Source organism: Dorea hominis, from assembly GCF_014287705.1.
Lineage (GTDB): Bacteria > Bacillota > Clostridia > Lachnospirales > Lachnospiraceae > Dorea_D > Dorea_D hominis.
This window is the reverse complement of sequence record NZ_JACOOY010000001.1, coordinates 112392-127519: the sequence shown is the minus strand read 5'-3', so window position 1 is coordinate 127519 and position 15128 is coordinate 112392. Positions and strand designations below refer to the sequence as shown.

General features: G+C 42.0%; 12 protein-coding genes, 1 tRNA gene and 1 pseudogene. 13 read left to right on the top strand and 1 reads right to left on the bottom strand.

Annotation, left to right across the window (positions count from 1 at the left end):
* Positions 1-74: 74 nt before the first annotated feature.
* The 3 genes from H8S07_RS00650 to H8S07_RS00640 all read left to right on the top strand — a co-directional run bounded on the left by H8S07_RS00650 (position 75) and on the right by H8S07_RS00640 (position 3301).
* Positions 75-842: an ABC transporter ATP-binding protein gene (locus H8S07_RS00650; RefSeq protein WP_021861070.1), complete on the top strand. Its 768-nt coding sequence runs from the start codon at positions 75-77 to the stop codon at positions 840-842.
* Complete coding sequence (locus H8S07_RS00645; RefSeq protein WP_186855213.1) at positions 835-2817, top strand: ABC transporter permease; 1983 nt, start codon at positions 835-837, stop codon at positions 2815-2817. Before H8S07_RS00650 ends, H8S07_RS00645 begins: the two co-directional genes overlap by 8 nt.
* A gap of 139 nt (positions 2818-2956) precedes the next feature.
* Positions 2957-3301: a cupin domain-containing protein gene (locus H8S07_RS00640; RefSeq protein WP_021861068.1), complete on the top strand. Its 345-nt coding sequence runs from the start codon at positions 2957-2959 to the stop codon at positions 3299-3301.
* A 256-nt stretch (positions 3302-3557) separates the two neighbouring features.
* Here the strand turns inward: H8S07_RS00640 and H8S07_RS00635 are convergent, their stop codons facing one another.
* Positions 3558-4217, bottom strand: a complete 660-nt coding sequence (locus tag H8S07_RS00635) for a TetR/AcrR family transcriptional regulator (RefSeq protein ID WP_186855212.1) — start codon at positions 4215-4217, stop codon at positions 3558-3560.
* Between the two features lie 439 nt (positions 4218-4656).
* On the opposite strand from H8S07_RS00635, the gene H8S07_RS00630 reads away from it, so the two are divergent.
* The 10 genes and pseudogenes from H8S07_RS00630 to pdxR all read left to right on the top strand — a co-directional run bounded on the left by H8S07_RS00630 (position 4657) and on the right by pdxR (position 15124).
* Positions 4657-5364, top strand: a complete 708-nt coding sequence (locus tag H8S07_RS00630) for a response regulator transcription factor (RefSeq protein WP_021861066.1) — start codon at positions 4657-4659, stop codon at positions 5362-5364.
* Complete coding sequence (locus tag H8S07_RS00625) at positions 5336-7456, top strand: sensor histidine kinase (RefSeq protein ID WP_186855211.1); 2121 nt, start codon at positions 5336-5338, stop codon at positions 7454-7456. The genes H8S07_RS00630 and H8S07_RS00625 overlap by 29 nt, the downstream gene beginning before the upstream one ends.
* A gap of 355 nt (positions 7457-7811) precedes the next feature.
* A complete protein-coding gene (epsC, locus tag H8S07_RS00620; RefSeq protein WP_021861064.1) occupies positions 7812-8537 on the top strand; it encodes a serine O-acetyltransferase EpsC in 726 nt (241 codons plus the stop codon).
* Positions 8538-8559: 22 nt separating this feature from the next.
* A complete protein-coding gene (cysS, locus tag H8S07_RS00615; RefSeq protein WP_186855210.1) occupies positions 8560-9966 on the top strand; it encodes a cysteine--tRNA ligase in 1407 nt (468 codons plus the stop codon).
* Entirely contained in the window at positions 9951-10397 is a 447-nt protein-coding gene (locus H8S07_RS00610; RefSeq protein WP_021861063.1) for a Mini-ribonuclease 3, read from the top strand. Before cysS ends, H8S07_RS00610 begins: the two co-directional genes overlap by 16 nt.
* A gap of 10 nt (positions 10398-10407) precedes the next feature.
* Entirely contained in the window at positions 10408-11166 is a 759-nt protein-coding gene (gene rlmB / locus H8S07_RS00605) for a 23S rRNA (guanosine(2251)-2'-O)-methyltransferase RlmB (protein WP_186855209.1), read from the top strand.
* Between the two features lie 10 nt (positions 11167-11176).
* Positions 11177-11803: pseudogene (sigH, locus tag H8S07_RS00600) on the top strand (RNA polymerase sporulation sigma factor SigH); the annotation flags it as partial.
* A 52-nt stretch (positions 11804-11855) separates the two neighbouring features.
* A tRNA-Thr gene (locus H8S07_RS00595) sits at positions 11856-11928 on the top strand.
* Positions 11929-12050: 122 nt separating this feature from the next.
* Positions 12051-13718, top strand: a complete 1668-nt coding sequence (locus H8S07_RS00590; RefSeq protein ID WP_021861060.1) for a glutamine--tRNA ligase/YqeY domain fusion protein — start codon at positions 12051-12053, stop codon at positions 13716-13718.
* Positions 13719-13723: 5 nt separating this feature from the next.
* The gene (pdxR, locus tag H8S07_RS00585; RefSeq protein WP_186855207.1) at positions 13724-15124 is read left to right on the top strand and encodes a MocR-like pyridoxine biosynthesis transcription factor PdxR; all 1401 of its coding nucleotides are present in this window, start codon (positions 13724-13726) and stop codon (positions 15122-15124) included.
* The last annotated feature ends 4 nt before the right edge of the window (positions 15125-15128 follow it).

Here is a 15128-nt window from a genome sequence, read left to right as displayed (position 1 = left end):
AATCGATGGCTGTACATTTTCCTTTTTTCTATAATCATAGATGTAAAACAGATGATATGGAAAGGGTGAAACAAATGGCATTATTAGAAGTAAGAAATGTAAAAAAAGTATATACGACCAGATTTGGAGGCAACCAGGTAGAGGCGCTGCGAAACGTTAATTTTTCAGTTGAACCGGGAGAATATGTAGCAGTTATGGGAGAGTCCGGTTCCGGAAAATCAACACTTTTAAATATTCTGGCAGCACTTGACAGACCGACAAAAGGAAAGGTGTATTTGAAAGGACGCGACCTTTCCGGGATAAAAGAGAAAGAAATGGCAGCTTTCCGAAGACAAAATCTCGGATTTGTATTTCAGGATTTTCATCTTCTGGATACATTTTCGTTAAGAGATAACATATTTCTTCCACTTGTATTGTCTGGAATGAAATATGGGAAAATGGAAGAGCGGCTGCAGCCGGTTGCAAAGCAGCTTGAGATCACGCAGCTTCTGGACAAATATCCATATGAGGTATCAGGAGGACAGAAACAGCGTGCGGCAGTTGCCAGAGCGCTGGTTACCAAACCACAGCTCCTTCTCGCGGACGAACCGACAGGAGCGCTGGACTCTCGGGCTTCCAAAGCACTGCTTGATCTCTTTACCGGTATCAATGAGGACGGACAGACGATCGTCATGGTTACACATAGTGTGCGTGCGGCAAGCACAGCGAAAAGAGTGCTTTTCATCAAGGATGGAGAGGTGTTTCATCAGTTATATCGTGGAAATCTGAGCGAAGATGAGATGTATCAGAAGATTTCAGACACCTTAAGCGTTCTTGCAACGGGAGGTGAGCACATTGGCTAGAAACATTTATGCAAAACTTGCCGTCACAAACCTGAAAAATAACCGGAAGACTTACATGCCATATATATTGACCTCTATGTTGATGGTTATGATGTTCTATATGTTTGATGCACTGACAAAAAGCAAAGACCTGCGAATGGAAACGCTGCGGCTCTGCCTGCAGTACGCAACAGGCGTGATGGTTATTTTTTCTGTGATTTTTCTCTTTTATACAAACAGTTTCCTGATGAAACAGCGAAAAAATGAAATTGGTGTTTACAATGTTCTCGGAATGGGAAAACGGCATATTGCGAAAATGATGGCAGTAGAGACGGTGATCATTGCAGGAGTCAGCATGATCGGAGGATTGATCCTTGGAATTATATTCGGAAAAATGATGTATCTGATCCTGCTTAAAATCCTGCACAGCGGAGTGGAAATGAAGTTTGCGGTCAGCATGGCGGCAATAAAAGACTGTCTCGTTTTATTTCTGATCATTTTCATGCTTACGTTTATTTACAACCTTCTGCAGGTGCAGCTTGCGAATCCGATGGAACTTCTGCGTGGAAGCAGTCAGGGAGAGAAAGAGCCGAAGACGAGATGGCTGCTCGCCCTTGTCGGAGTCCTGGCACTGGGAAGCGGATACTATATCGCCCTGACTACAAAAGAGCCGTTAAAAGCTTTATTAACTTTTTTTCTGGCGGTGGTTCTTGTCATCATCGGTACTTATGCGCTGTTTACAGCAGGTAGTATTGCGCTTTTGAAGATTTTAAAGAAAAACAAAAAATATTATTACAGACAGGGACATTTTACAACCATATCAGGAATGATCTACCGGATGAAACAGAATGCAGTCGGGCTTGCAAATATCTGTATTTTAAGTACGATGGTGCTTGTAATGATATCTACAACAACATCACTGTATGCAGGAATGGAGGACGTTTTACATACACGTTTCCCGAAAGCAGTGGCAGTAACAAATTATCAGACTAGCAGAGAATCCAGAAATCAATTGCAGGAAGCCCTTGAAAAAGAATGTGATCGTCTGCATTTACAGAGACAATCACAGATTTCTTACCGATGCGGTCAGCTTATGGCATCACAGAAAGACGAACAGTTTGAAATAAATGCGGATGCATATAATTCATCAAAAATCTGCTATCTGACTTTGCTTCCGCTGGAAGATTATAATCACATGGAAGGAAAAACAGAAACATTAAATGAAAACGAAATTCTGTTGTACTGTCCAGATGGAAAATATAATTATTATGATCTGAAAATTGCAAAAGAGAATTTTCATGTGAAAAAACAGATCAGGAAATTGAAAGCAGAGGTGGAGAAAACACAGTCGGTATATGGTAATTATTATATTGTTTTCAAAAACACAGATGCGATTTTAAAAATTTTGCAGATGCAGAATTATTCTGGGCAGAATGTACCGGAAGCTTTTAAGAAAAATCAGCAGATGCTCCGCTATTATACAGCATTTGACCTGAATGGAAAGAATGCAGAAAATGCAAAGATACTGGGAAAATTACAAAAAGGGCTAAACAAAGTTCCTTATACAGAAATGGAAAGCAGAGAGACGAGCAGGGAGAGTTTCTATGGTCTCTATGGCGGATTGTTCTTCATTGGAATTTATTTGGGAATCCTGTTTCTGATCGCAACGGTGCTGATCATTTATTATAAACAGATATCCGAAGGCTTTGAAGACAGAAAACGATTTCAGATTATGCAGAATGTCGGAATGAGTAAGCGCGAAGTGCGTCGTTCCATCAGAAGCCAGATCTTAAGTGTATTTTTCCTGCCGCTTTTTATGGCAATTCTGCATGTAATTGTGGCATTTCCGATCATGGTAAAACTTCTGCGTGTACTGAATTTAAGTAACAGAGCTCTGTTTGCGGGATGTACGGTTACAACAATTGGTGTGTTTGCTGTATTTTATGCAATCGTATACAGCCTTACTGCAAAAGAATATTACAGGATCGTAAATTAAATTGTGAAAAGGAGCAGTATTTTGATAAAAAGTGGATTGACGGATCGGCTCTGCGGTTGTATCTTGTTTTTATAGAGTTTTGAGAAAACTGTTTTCATAGCAGGTACAGAGGCAATCGTAAGAAGGAGGCAGAACGAAAATGACAAGAGAAGGCGAAAGAGAGATCGTAAAAGTTGAAAAACCAAGTGGTGGAGAAGGATATATTTTGAAGGAGGCACTGCTTGGTGCAGAGGAACTTGGTGCGCACTGTAAGATGTTCAGTAAAGTGACACTGCCGCCACATTCTGAGCTCGGGCACCATGAACATCATGGAGAAACGGAAACGTATTATATTTTGTCAGGTGAAGGAATTTACGAAGATAATGGCACGAAGATTCCGGCAAAACCGGGAGATGTATTCTTCTGTAAGGACGGAGACGGACACGGGATCCGTAACGACGGGGAAGAAGATGTTGTATTTGCAGCATTAATTCTGAAAAAATAAGGGAGTTATTTCCCGGACGCTATAACAGCGATAAAACGCGCTCTGCGAATTTTATCGCTGATTAGCTGTCGTCAAATGCTGCCATGCAAGCAGGGCGCATTTTCCTTGTCGCCATAACAAATAAAAAAGTCAGCTTCCGGTTTGGGAAAGCTGACTTTTTTGTGTTGCCATAGCATCCAGAGGAAGCTGCCGATGGCAAGTTCTGCAGGTATACGATGAGCCAGGTACAGATTTATGCTTACACAATGAACTGCATTTATACGCCTGTAACATAGGAGATGACATGCAGACATTCGTCTTTTAACTTCGTATTGTCAAGATCCATATTCGCTCGTTTCTGCTCCAGCTTGTATTTGCAGTAGCTGACAATAATCTCATTTACCATATCCATATTATCTGTAGTCACCTTATCTGTTTCATTCAGGACAGTTTTGAGCAGGTTGCTGCTTCGTTCCTCAATATTCTTGCCGTAATACATGTTGTGGATATCGTCCGTATATTCGTTACGTTCTTCCGGATAGAGTTCATAATAATGGTTCATATAAGGCGTCAGGTCGTCGCTTCGCTTTCCGTAGAAGAAATTAAAGAACAGATTTGGCCACTTGAAAACCGTTGTCAGGAAATAATCCCAGATCTTAATGAAAGTCTCACCGGATGTAGTAGCTGTCTTGCTCAAAAGACTGAGAGAGTGACTGTATTTCTGAAAAAATTTCATGGAAGCGAGGAGCAGAAGTTCATCCAGGTCTTTAAAATAAAGATAAATGGTTGAGTTGTGGAATCCGGCTTTTTCTGCAATCTTTCGAATCGAAATATGTTCAATCCCTAATTCAGCGATCATCTCTGTCGCAGCATTGATGAAAGTGATGGTATTCTGTTTCTTCTGTAATTCCTTACTGTTATTAGCATTTAAAGACATCTGAAAATGCCTCCTTTCTGTGGTACATATAGAAAGTACTTAATCTACTATATCGGTAGTTTATTTGTATGTCAAGGTGAAAATACATAGAAACAATTTATAGAAAATCATAATAAATATAGACTTTTTATAGGAAAGGTATTGGCGGCAATCGCGCTTATCACTGTTATTCTTGTAAGAAATAACACAAAAATATTGTGTATGCACGAAAAGCTGCTCCGGGTATTTTCTTTAGAAAATCTTTAGAAAGCCATCCGGCGGCTCTTAAGAAAAGTTCTTTATACTTTGAATCATAAAATGTGATATGATACAAAGGTTAGAGAAAAAGAAACTGTATCCACACATTTTTTAAGATACCGAATAATGCGGAAGAATCCGCAGGTATCGGAGCCGGGTTTGCCCCGACATGATATTTAAAAGAGAAGCAGGGAGAAAGAAAATGGAAATGAATCACGTACTTGTAGTGGAAGATGATAAGGAGATCCGTCAGGGAATTGAGATCTATCTGAAAAGCCAGGGATACGAAGTGTACCAGGCAGAAGATGGAATCGAAGGTCTGGAGGTGATAGAAAAAGAAGAAATCCATCTCGCGATCGTAGATATTATGATGCCGCGCATGGATGGAATTACAATGACGGTAAAATTAAGAGAAAAATATGACTTTCCGGTTATCTTCTTATCCGCAAAATCAGAAGAAGTAGACAAGATCATGGGACTAAATATGGGAGCGGATGATTATGTGACAAAACCATTTACACCGATGGAACTGTTGGCTAGAGTTAATTCCCAGCTTCGCAGATACCGGAATTTTATGGGCAGATTAAAGGAAAAAGAAGAAAAGGAACATATTTATACAATCGGTGGATTGGAACTGAATGAGGACCGCAAAGCAGTGAGCGTAGACGGGGAAGACGTGAAAGTGACACCGACAGAGTATAAGATTCTTCTGCTGTTAATGAAACATCCAGGCAGAGTTTTTTCCGCTGATGAAATCTATGAATGGGTATGGGAAGAAGAGGCGGTGAATACAGACACTATTATGGTGCATGTGAGAAATATTCGGGAGAAAATAGAAATTAACCCGAAAGAACCAAAATATTTGAAGGTGGTGTGGGGAGTTGGATACAAAATTGAAAAACAGGCATAAACTGGCGTGCATACTAATCTTTTTTACGATACTGATACCGGCTGCGATGGTTGTCGGAAGATATCAGCTCTATCAGAGAGAGGCCGCGGCAAACGTAGAAAAGGAAAAAAGAAGCCACGAGTCATCTGAAGATTTTATGATGCCATTCGTTCAGAATGGATATATTATGTATACAAATGAAAACGGAACGGAAAAAGAACGCACGAAGTTACGGGATATGCTGGATCAGGATGCATACTGGGAATGGCTTACAAATTACAAAATGCTCTATCCATATATTGATTACGAAATGGAAAATGAAAAAGGTGAGGTCATAGCAAGAAGTTCTGTCAGTACAGGTGAACAGGCGATGGAAGATGATATGACGAAATATGCATTTTCATTTACTATCCAGTATGATAAAAATGGAAAACCAATGGCGCAGATTTTATCCGGAAGTAACAAAAGCAAGCAGCTTCTTGCGCTCAGGCGGGCATTGAACGATGTAAGTACACAGCCGGATGAGGCGTTTCTTTATGAAGATGATGAAGCAGATACGCAGACGGACGGAAAAACAAATACGATATTAAAGAATCCGGAGAATTGCACATTCCGTTATGGAATTACAGAGAAAAATCTGAAAGCTTATTTAAAAGACAGCACGGAAATGGATTTCAGTGAACAGGATGAAGTACCGGATTCAGCAGACAGGATGATCTATGCACTGCTTGCTGCAGTTGCGCTTCTTGCATGTGTTTATCCGTCAGTGAAGAGCTTTCAGACCGGAGAAGAACAGATTTTCCAGGCTCCTGTGGAAGTAGCTGTGCCTGCATTCACTGTGTTGCTTACGTGTGCGCCGTCGCTTGTCCGGGCACGTGTTACAGACGGTTTGCGGTCAGAAGGCACGGAAACGCTTTTGTGGGCGGCAGTATTTGCTGTGGATTACTGGATCGTGACGAATCTCAGACATATCTGGACCTGTGGAGTCAGAGGATATATAAAAGAATATTCACTGTGCTACAGAAAAAGGAAGACGATAAAGAATATTTCCGGAAAAATCTGCGGCACCGTGAAAAGTGCTGGCAGAAAAACCCTCTATATGCTGGAAAAGATTGATTTTAGAGACAGAGGACAGCGTTATATGTTAAAGGTTGTTCTTATTAATTCCATATTATTAGTGCCTTGCTTTATAGTCGGGCAGGGAGATATGATGTGGTTTCTTCTGTGTGATGCAGTCCTTTTGTTTATTGTATTAAATATCTGGTATCGCAGAATGAGACGCAGATACATGCAGCTTTTGAATGCAGCAGAAGCAATCGCAAACGGCAATCTGGATGCAGAAATAGGTACGGATCTAAGGATGTTCCAGCCGGTCGGTGACGCACTTGGAACGATTCAGAGCGGATTTAAAAAGGCAGTGGATGAAGAAGTGAAGAGCCAGCGGATGAAGACAGAGTTGATCACCAATGTTTCGCATGATCTGAAAACACCGCTCACAGCGATCATTACTTATGTGGATCTTCTGAAAAATGAAAAAGATGAAGAAAAACAGAAAGAGTACATTGAGATCCTGGAACGAAAATCACTGCGGCTGAAAGTACTAATCGAAGATTTGTTTGAAGTGAGCAAAGCGAACAGCCAGGCTGTCAAACTGAACCTGCTGGATTTGGATATGGTAAATCTGTTTAAACAGGTAAAATTGGAACTGGATGAACAGATCCGGAAATCCGGTGTGGAGTTCCGCTGCGATTTTCCGGAAGAAAGGCTGATCGTACATCTGGACAGCCAGAAAACATACCGGATCTTTGAAAACTTGCTTGTTAATATTACAAAATACGCGATGCCGCATACGAGAGCCTATATTTCCATCCGTGAAGAAGATGGAGAAGCGGTTGTGCATATGAAGAATGTTTCCAGAGAAGAACTGCATGTAAAACCAGAAGAACTGACCGAACGGTTTGTGCGGGGAGATGAATCCCGGAAAACCGAAGGTTCCGGACTGGGACTTGCCATTGTAAGCAGTTTTACAGAATTGCAGAAAGGACATCTGGATATTGAGACAGAAGCAGATCTTTTCAAAATAACATTGAGATTTCCACTTGTCTCCCATTGACAAATGCCGATAATTCGCATATAGTATATTCTATATGAAAAGACGATGAACGAAAAGAGTAGCGATACTTGCAACTGTCAGAGAGAAACCGTCACCGGCTGAAAGCGGTTTTCAGGAAAGAGCATCGTGAAGTGCATTCGGGAGTTGATCCGGCGAGCGTAGTCTGATGCGTTCAGATAAGATGGGTAGCCGGGTACGGAATTACACACGTTACGTGTACTTAAGCAGAAGAAGATTTTCCTTAAGCGGGGGACATTTCAGCAGGAAGGTCTGATTCTGGAAGAAGAGTGGAACCGCGATATATACGCCTCTTGCGAAAGCAAGAGGCGTTTTTTATAATGAAGGAGCGATAGATATGGGAGTTATTTCTTACGTAAAAGAGGAGATTCAGGTTGTTCGTGAACGGGATCCTGCGATCAAATCCAATATGGAAGTTTTTTTATATTCCAGTTTCAAGGCAATTTTACATTACAGAATTGCACATAAATTATATTTAAAGAAACATTATTTTCTGGCAAGATGGGTGTCACAGCGTGCCGTGCGCAAAACCGGTATTGAGATCCATCCAGGAGCTACGATCGGCAAAGGACTTTTTATCGACCACGGAAGCGGTGTGATCATCGGAGAGACAGCAGAGCTTGGTGATAATATTACACTGTATCAGGGTGTCACCCTTGGTGGAACGGGTAAGGAACAGGGAAAGAGGCATCCGACACTTAAAGATAATGTCATGGTAAGTGCCGGCGCAAAAGTACTTGGTTCCTTCACCATCGGAGAAAATTCCAAGATTGGCGCCGGAGCGGTTGTATTAAAAGAAGTACCGCCGAACTGTACAGTTGTCGGTGTGCCGGGAAGAATTGTGAAGATGGATGACCAGAAGATTCCGCGTATGGATCTAGATCAGGTACATTTACCAGATCCGATCAGCGCAGATATCCAGAACCTGCAGGAAGAAAATCTCCGCATGAGAGAAGAGATCCGTGCAATGGAGAAGAATATGAAATGCCTGCGTAAAGATAAGAAGGAACTGATCAAAGAAATAGAAAAAATGGAATTCATAGAAAGTTCCAGAGAAGAATAAGAAAAGAGAGGAAGAGACAAAGATGAAACTGTATAACACACTGTCAAAACAAAAAGAAGAATTTACCCCGCTGGAAGAAGGCAAAGTTAAGATGTATGTCTGCGGACCAACGGTTTATAATTTTATCCATATCGGAAATGCAAGACCGATGATTGTATTTGATACGGTCAGACGTTATTTTGAGTACAAAGGATACGATGTTAATTATGTATCCAACTTCACAGATGTAGATGATAAAATCATTAAGAAAGCTAATGAAGAAGGCGTTTCGTCCGATGAGATTTCCAAACGCTATATTGCAGAGTGTAAGAAAGATATGGATGGAATGAACATCGAGCCGGCAACAAAGAATCCGCTTGCAACAGAAGAAATCAGCGGAATGATTGAGATGATCCAGACACTGATCGACAAAGGCTATGCTTATGAGAAAAACGGAACGGTATATTACAGCACAAGAAAATTCAAAGACTATGGAAAGCTTTCCCATAAAAATCTGGATGATTTAAGATCCGGTGAGAGATCACTCCTTGTAAGCGGCGAAGATGAAAAAGAAGATCCGTTGGATTTCGTTCTCTGGAAACCGAAAAAAGAAGGAGAACCTTTCTGGAAAGCACCGTGGAGCGAGGGACGTCCGGGATGGCACATTGAGTGCTCAGAGATGTCTAAAAAATATCTGGGTGAGCAGATCGATATTCACGCCGGTGGAGAAGATCTTGTATTTCCACATCATGAGAATGAAATCGCACAGAGTGAAGCTGCCAACGGAAAAAAATTTGCTAAATACTGGATGCACAATGCATTTTTAAATATCGATAATCGCAAAATGAGCAAGTCATTAGGAAACTTCCGCACTGTCCGTGAGATCAGTGAACAGTATGATCTGCAGGTGCTTCGCTTCTTTATGTTAAGCGCACATTACAGAAGTCCGCTGAACTTCAGCGCAGATCTTATGGAAGCATCCAAGAATGGTCTGGAGCGTATTGTCAATGCGGCAGATAATCTGAAATTCTTAAAGAAAAATGCTGCAAATGAAAAGATGACAGAGGAAGAGAACAAGTTATTTACACAGACAGATGCATTTGTTGCTGATTTTGAGAGAGCAATGGAAGATGATTTCAATACAGCAGATGCAATCGCAGCAGTATTTGACCTTGTTAAATTTGCAAACAGTAATACAGACAGTGAGAGCTCAGCAGAATACCTTGGCAAACTCTTTGATCTTCTGGTAAAATTAACAGATGTACTTGGACTGCTCGTTGACAAGAAGGAAGACATCTTGGATGAAGATATTGAAAAACTGATCGAAGAGCGTCAGGCAGCAAGAAAAGCCAAAGATTTCGCAAGAGCAGACGCAATCCGTGACGAGTTATTAGAAAAAGGTATCGTTTTAAAAGATACAAGAGAAGGAGTACAATGGAAAAGAGCATAAACTGGGAGTTTGACTCCTGCATGCAGGAAACGTTCCGGTTAAAAGAGGTGGATATAAGAGAATATTCACCTCTTACTCTGGCGTATATCGGTGACAGTATTTACGATTTGATCATGAAGACGTTAGTTGTAAACCAGGGCAACAAACCGGTACAGAAACTGCACAAAGAAACCAGTACCTATGTGCAGGCAAAAGCACAGTCTAAAATGATGCGTGTTCTGCAGGAAGAACTGACAGAAGAAGAGCACAGCATTTACAAAAGGGGACGGAATTCCAAGAGTGTATCACCTGCGAAGAACCAGTCTGTGACCGATTACAGACGTGCGACCGGTTTTGAAGCAGTGATGGGATATCTGTATCTGAAAAAGGATTACGCAAGAATGATGGAACTGGTGAAAATGGGACTTAAGAGCCTTGAAGAGGAACAATAAGGAGTCGGACATGAGCGAAGATTATAATAAGAAAACAAACGAAAATAAAATCGAGGGAAGAAATGCGGTTCTGGAAGCATTTCGTTCCGGAAAACCGGTTGACAAATTATTTGTTCTGGACGGCTGCCAGGACGGACCGGTGCGCACGATCATAAGAGAAGCAAGGAAACACGACACGATCATTCAGTTTGTAGAAAAAGAGCGTCTGCATCAGCTTTCTGAGACGGGAAGACATCAGGGTGTGATTGCTTATACTGCATCGTATGAATACGCAGAAGTAGAGGATATGTTAGCGCTTGCAAAAGAGCGTGGAGAAGATCCTTTCCTTGTTCTTCTGGATGGAATTGAAGATCCGCACAATCTTGGCGCGATCATCCGTACGGCAAATCTTGCCGGTGCACACGGAGTGATCATCCCGAAGAGAAGAGCAGTCGGATTGACAGCAACTGTGGCAAAAACATCTGCCGGTGCACTGAACTATACACCGGTAGCAAAAGTTACAAATTTGGTAAAGACAATGGAAGAACTGAAAAAAGAAGGTCTTTGGTTTGTCTGTGCCGATATGGGCGGCGAGAAGATGTATGATCTTAATCTGAAAGGACCGATCGGACTGGTGATCGGAAACGAAGGCGAGGGAGTCAGCCGCCTCGTAAAAGAAACCTGCGACTATGTAGCAAGCATTCCGATGCACGGTGATATCGATTCACTAAACGCGTCTGTGGCAGCCGGTGTCCTTGCTTATGAGATTGTAAGACAGAGAATGGCATAAGAATCAAAAGGAATGGAAGCGCATGAAATATGAGAAGATGACAGATGAACTGCTGATTGAGAAGCTGCGCGGCGGTGAGAAAGAGATCATTGATTTTCTTATGGAAAAATACAAAAATCTTGTCCGCAAAGAAGCCAATGCAATGTATCTTCTCGGCGGTGAGACAGATGACCTGATTCAGGAAGGGATGATCGGTCTGTTTAAGGCTGTTCGTGACTATGCACCGGATCAGAATTCATCCTTTTACAGTTTCGCAAAATTATGTATTACAAGACAGTTGTATTCAGCAATAACGGCATCCAGAAGAAAAAAACACAGCCCATTAAATTCTTACATTTCTCTGTATGAGACCGGTGCGGATGACCAGAATCCGTTGATCGAAACAGTAGAAGCGGAAGGTCAGAACAATCCGGAAGAGCTGCTTATCAGCCAGGAATATGCGACTCTTATTGAGAGCCGTCTGGAAGAAGCACTCAGTGATCTGGAAAGCAGAGTATTGTATCTGCGCCTTCGGGGAACAGACTATAAGACGATTGCAAAGCTTCTGGATAAGAGCCCGAAAACGATTGATAATGCACTGCAGCGCATCAAAAATAAGACCGAAAAAATCTTAAAGAGTGACGAAAAATCATATTGACAAAAATAGCGTATGTGTTGTATAGTATTAACGTTGCATAGCACATATGCGTGCTGCCTTGGCTCAGTCGGTAGAGCGTCGCCTTGGTAAGGCGGAGGTCGGCGGTTCGATTCCGCTAGGCAGCTTGTACAAAAGATAAAGACCTCTGGAAGTCATGACTTTCAGAGGTTTTCTTTTGTTTTAAACCTTGTTCGTCCATATGTTTTATGGTAAGATAAGGGGCAGAATAATCACTAGGAGGAAGAACATGGGAGAAGAGACAGTTTCTAAGAATTTTATAGAACAAGAGATAGATAAAGATCTGAAAGAGGGCGTTTACCAGGAAGTATGTACCCGTTTTCCACCGGAACCGAACGGATACCTTCACATCGGACACGCTAAATCCATCATTTTAAATTCCGGTCTGGCAAAGGAGTATGGAGGAACATTCCACCTTCGTTTTGACGATACGAACCCGATGAAAGAGGACATGGAATTTGTAGAGTCCATCAAAGAAGATGTAAAGTGGTTAGGTGCTGACTGGGGAGACCATCTCTATTTCGCATCCGATTATTTTGATACAATGTATGAATGCGCGATCAAGCTGATTAAAAAAGGCAAAGCATATGTCTGCGACCTGAGTGCGGAAGAGATCCGTGAATACCGTGGAACGCTGACAGAACCGGGAAAGAATAGCCCGTACAGAGATCGCTCCGTAGAAGAGAACTTACAGTTATTTGAAGAGATGCGTGCAGGTAAGATTGAAGACGGAAAACGTGTTCTTCGTGCGAAGATCGATATGACATCACCGAATATCAACATGCGTGATCCGGTTATTTACCGTGTGGCACATATGACACACCACAATACAGGAGATAAGTGGTGCATTTATCCGATGTATGATTTTGCACACCCGATCGAAGATGCGATTGAGAAGATCACACACTCTATCTGCACACTGGAGTTTGAAGATCACAGACCGTTATATGACTGGGTTGTAAAGGAATGTGAATTTGATCCGGCACCGAGACAGATCGAATTTTCCAAATTATACCTGACAAATGTTGTAACGGGAAAACGTTACATCAAGAAGCTTGTTATGGATGGAATCGTAGATGGATGGGATGACCCGAGACTTGTTTCTATTGCAGCTCTGCGCAGACGTGGATTTACGCCGGAATCTATCCGTAAGTTCGTAGAATTATGTGGCGTTTCCAAATCCCAGAGCTCTGTAGATTATGCAATGCTTGAGTACTGCATCCGTGAAGATCTGAAGATGAAGAAACCACGTATGATGGCAGTGTTAGATCCGATCAAATTAGTAATCGACAACTATCCGGAAGGAGAAGTAGAATATCTGGATGTTGAGAATAATCTGGAGAATCCGGAGCTTGGCATGCGTAAAGTTCCATTCGGAAGAGAATTATATATTGAGCGTAACGATTTTATGATCGAGCCTCCGAAGAAATATTTCCGTTTGTTCCCTGGCAATGAAGTACGCCTGATGCATGCATATTTTGTGACTTGTACAAGTTATGAGACGGATGAGGATGGCAATGTAACAGTTGTACATGCAACTTATGATCCGGAGACGAAGTGTGGAACCGGATTTACAGGAAGAAAAGTGAAAGGAACGATCCACTGGGTATATGCACCTCTTGCGAAACAGGCAGAGATCCGTCTCTATGAGAATCTGATCGATGAAGAGAAGGGTGTGTATAACAAAGAAGATGGTTCTCTTAATTTAAATCCGAACTCACTGGAGATCCGCAAGGGATGTTATGTAGAGGACAGCTTCGCTGAGGCAGGTCCGTCTGACAGTTTTCAGTTTGTAAGAAATGGTTACTTCTGCGTAGATTCCAAAGATTCTACACCGGAGCAGCTCGTATTTAACCGGATTGTTTCACTGAAGAGTTCGTTTAAACTTCCAAAATAAAGGATATGAATGAATTAACGATTGATCTAAAAGCACACAGTAAGGTTCCGCTTTATGAGCAGATCTACGAACATATTAAAACAGAGATCCGCAGAGGGAAGCTCTCCTATGGGGAGAAGCTTCCTTCTACGAGAGCGCTGTCCAGACATCTGGAAGTCAGCCGCAGCACGATTGAACTAGCCTATGAACAGTTATTGTCCGAAGGTTATCTGGAATCAGAACCGTGCCGCGGTTATTTTGTAGCACAGATTGAAGAATTGTATCAGTTGTCGGCAGCAAAGCCTGCAGTTGTGGAAGAAAAACAAGAAAAACAAGAAAAATATCGGTTTGATTTTACACCAAATGGTGTAGATCTTAAGAGTTTTCCGTATAATGTCTGGAGAAAGCTTTCCAAAGATATATTGATTGATGATCGGACAGAATTATTCCGAAGCGGGGATTCGCAGGGAGAATATGGATTCCGCAATGCAATCTGTAATTACCTGTATCAGGCGCGGGGAGTGCATTGTACGCCGGAGCAGATTCTGATCGGAGCCGGAAGTGATTATATTCTGATGTTGTTAAGTATCATTTTAGGAAAGAATCACCGGATTGCTTTTGAAGATCCGACTTATAAACAGGCATACCACGTACTTTCCGGTCTGGGATACGAGACAGTGCCTGTTCCGGTAGATAAAAATGGTCTGCGTGTGGATGCTTTGAAAATGGAAAATGCTGATATTGCTTATGTAACGCCGTCTCATCAGTATCCGACAGGGATTGTCATGCCATTGAAACGCCGTCTGGAATTATTGCGATGGGCAAATGAAAAAGAAGGACGTTTCATTATTGAAGATGATTATGACAGTGAGTTCCGGTATAAAGGGAAACCGATTCCGGCATTACAGGGATATGATTCCGATGAGAAAGTTATTTATCTGGGAACATTTTCAAAGTCGATCGCACCGGCGATCCGACTGAGCTATATGGTTCTGCCGGTACCGCTTCTAAAAAAATACAGGGAAAATTACCGGTTCATTAATTCTACCGTATCGAAGGTGGATCAACTGATCGTGCAGAAATTCATTGAAGAAGGATATTATGAGCGCCATCTGAACAAGACGCGAGCGTTATATAAGAACCGGCATGACGTGCTGATTGAGGCATTAAAGCCACTGCTTGGCAGATGCAGGATCTCCGGGGAACATGCAGGTGTGCATCTGCTACTTAATTTCAAGGATGGTACATCAGAAGAATTTCTGATCCGGAAGGCAAAGGAAGCCGGCGTCCGTGTGTACGGAATGTCCCAGTACCGTATCGAAACTACAGAAGAGCCGGCGACAATTCTTCTTGGATATGCGAATATGTCTGAAGAAGATATCAAAGAAGCAGTAAACCTTCTGAACCAGTGCTGGACAGAGTTATAAAAAG

Coding starts and splice junctions, on each gene's coding strand:
- H8S07_RS00650 (WP_021861070.1), top strand. CDS start 75: ATGGCATTATTAGAAGTAAGAAATGTAAAAAAAGTATATACGACCAGA.
- H8S07_RS00640 (WP_021861068.1), top strand. CDS start 2,957: ATGACAAGAGAAGGCGAAAGAGAGATCGTAAAAGTTGAAAAACCAAGT.
- H8S07_RS00635 (WP_186855212.1), bottom strand. CDS start 4,217: ATGTCTTTAAATGCTAATAACAGTAAGGAATTACAGAAGAAACAGAAT.
- H8S07_RS00630 (WP_021861066.1), top strand. CDS start 4,657: ATGGAAATGAATCACGTACTTGTAGTGGAAGATGATAAGGAGATCCGT.
- epsC (WP_021861064.1), top strand. CDS start 7,812: ATGGGAGTTATTTCTTACGTAAAAGAGGAGATTCAGGTTGTTCGTGAA.
- cysS (WP_186855210.1), top strand. CDS start 8,560: ATGAAACTGTATAACACACTGTCAAAACAAAAAGAAGAATTTACCCCG.
- H8S07_RS00610 (WP_021861063.1), top strand. CDS start 9,951: ATGGAAAAGAGCATAAACTGGGAGTTTGACTCCTGCATGCAGGAAACG.
- rlmB (WP_186855209.1), top strand. CDS start 10,408: ATGAGCGAAGATTATAATAAGAAAACAAACGAAAATAAAATCGAGGGA.
- H8S07_RS00590 (WP_021861060.1), top strand. CDS start 12,051: ATGGGAGAAGAGACAGTTTCTAAGAATTTTATAGAACAAGAGATAGAT.
- pdxR (WP_186855207.1), top strand. CDS start 13,724: ATGAATGAATTAACGATTGATCTAAAAGCACACAGTAAGGTTCCGCTT.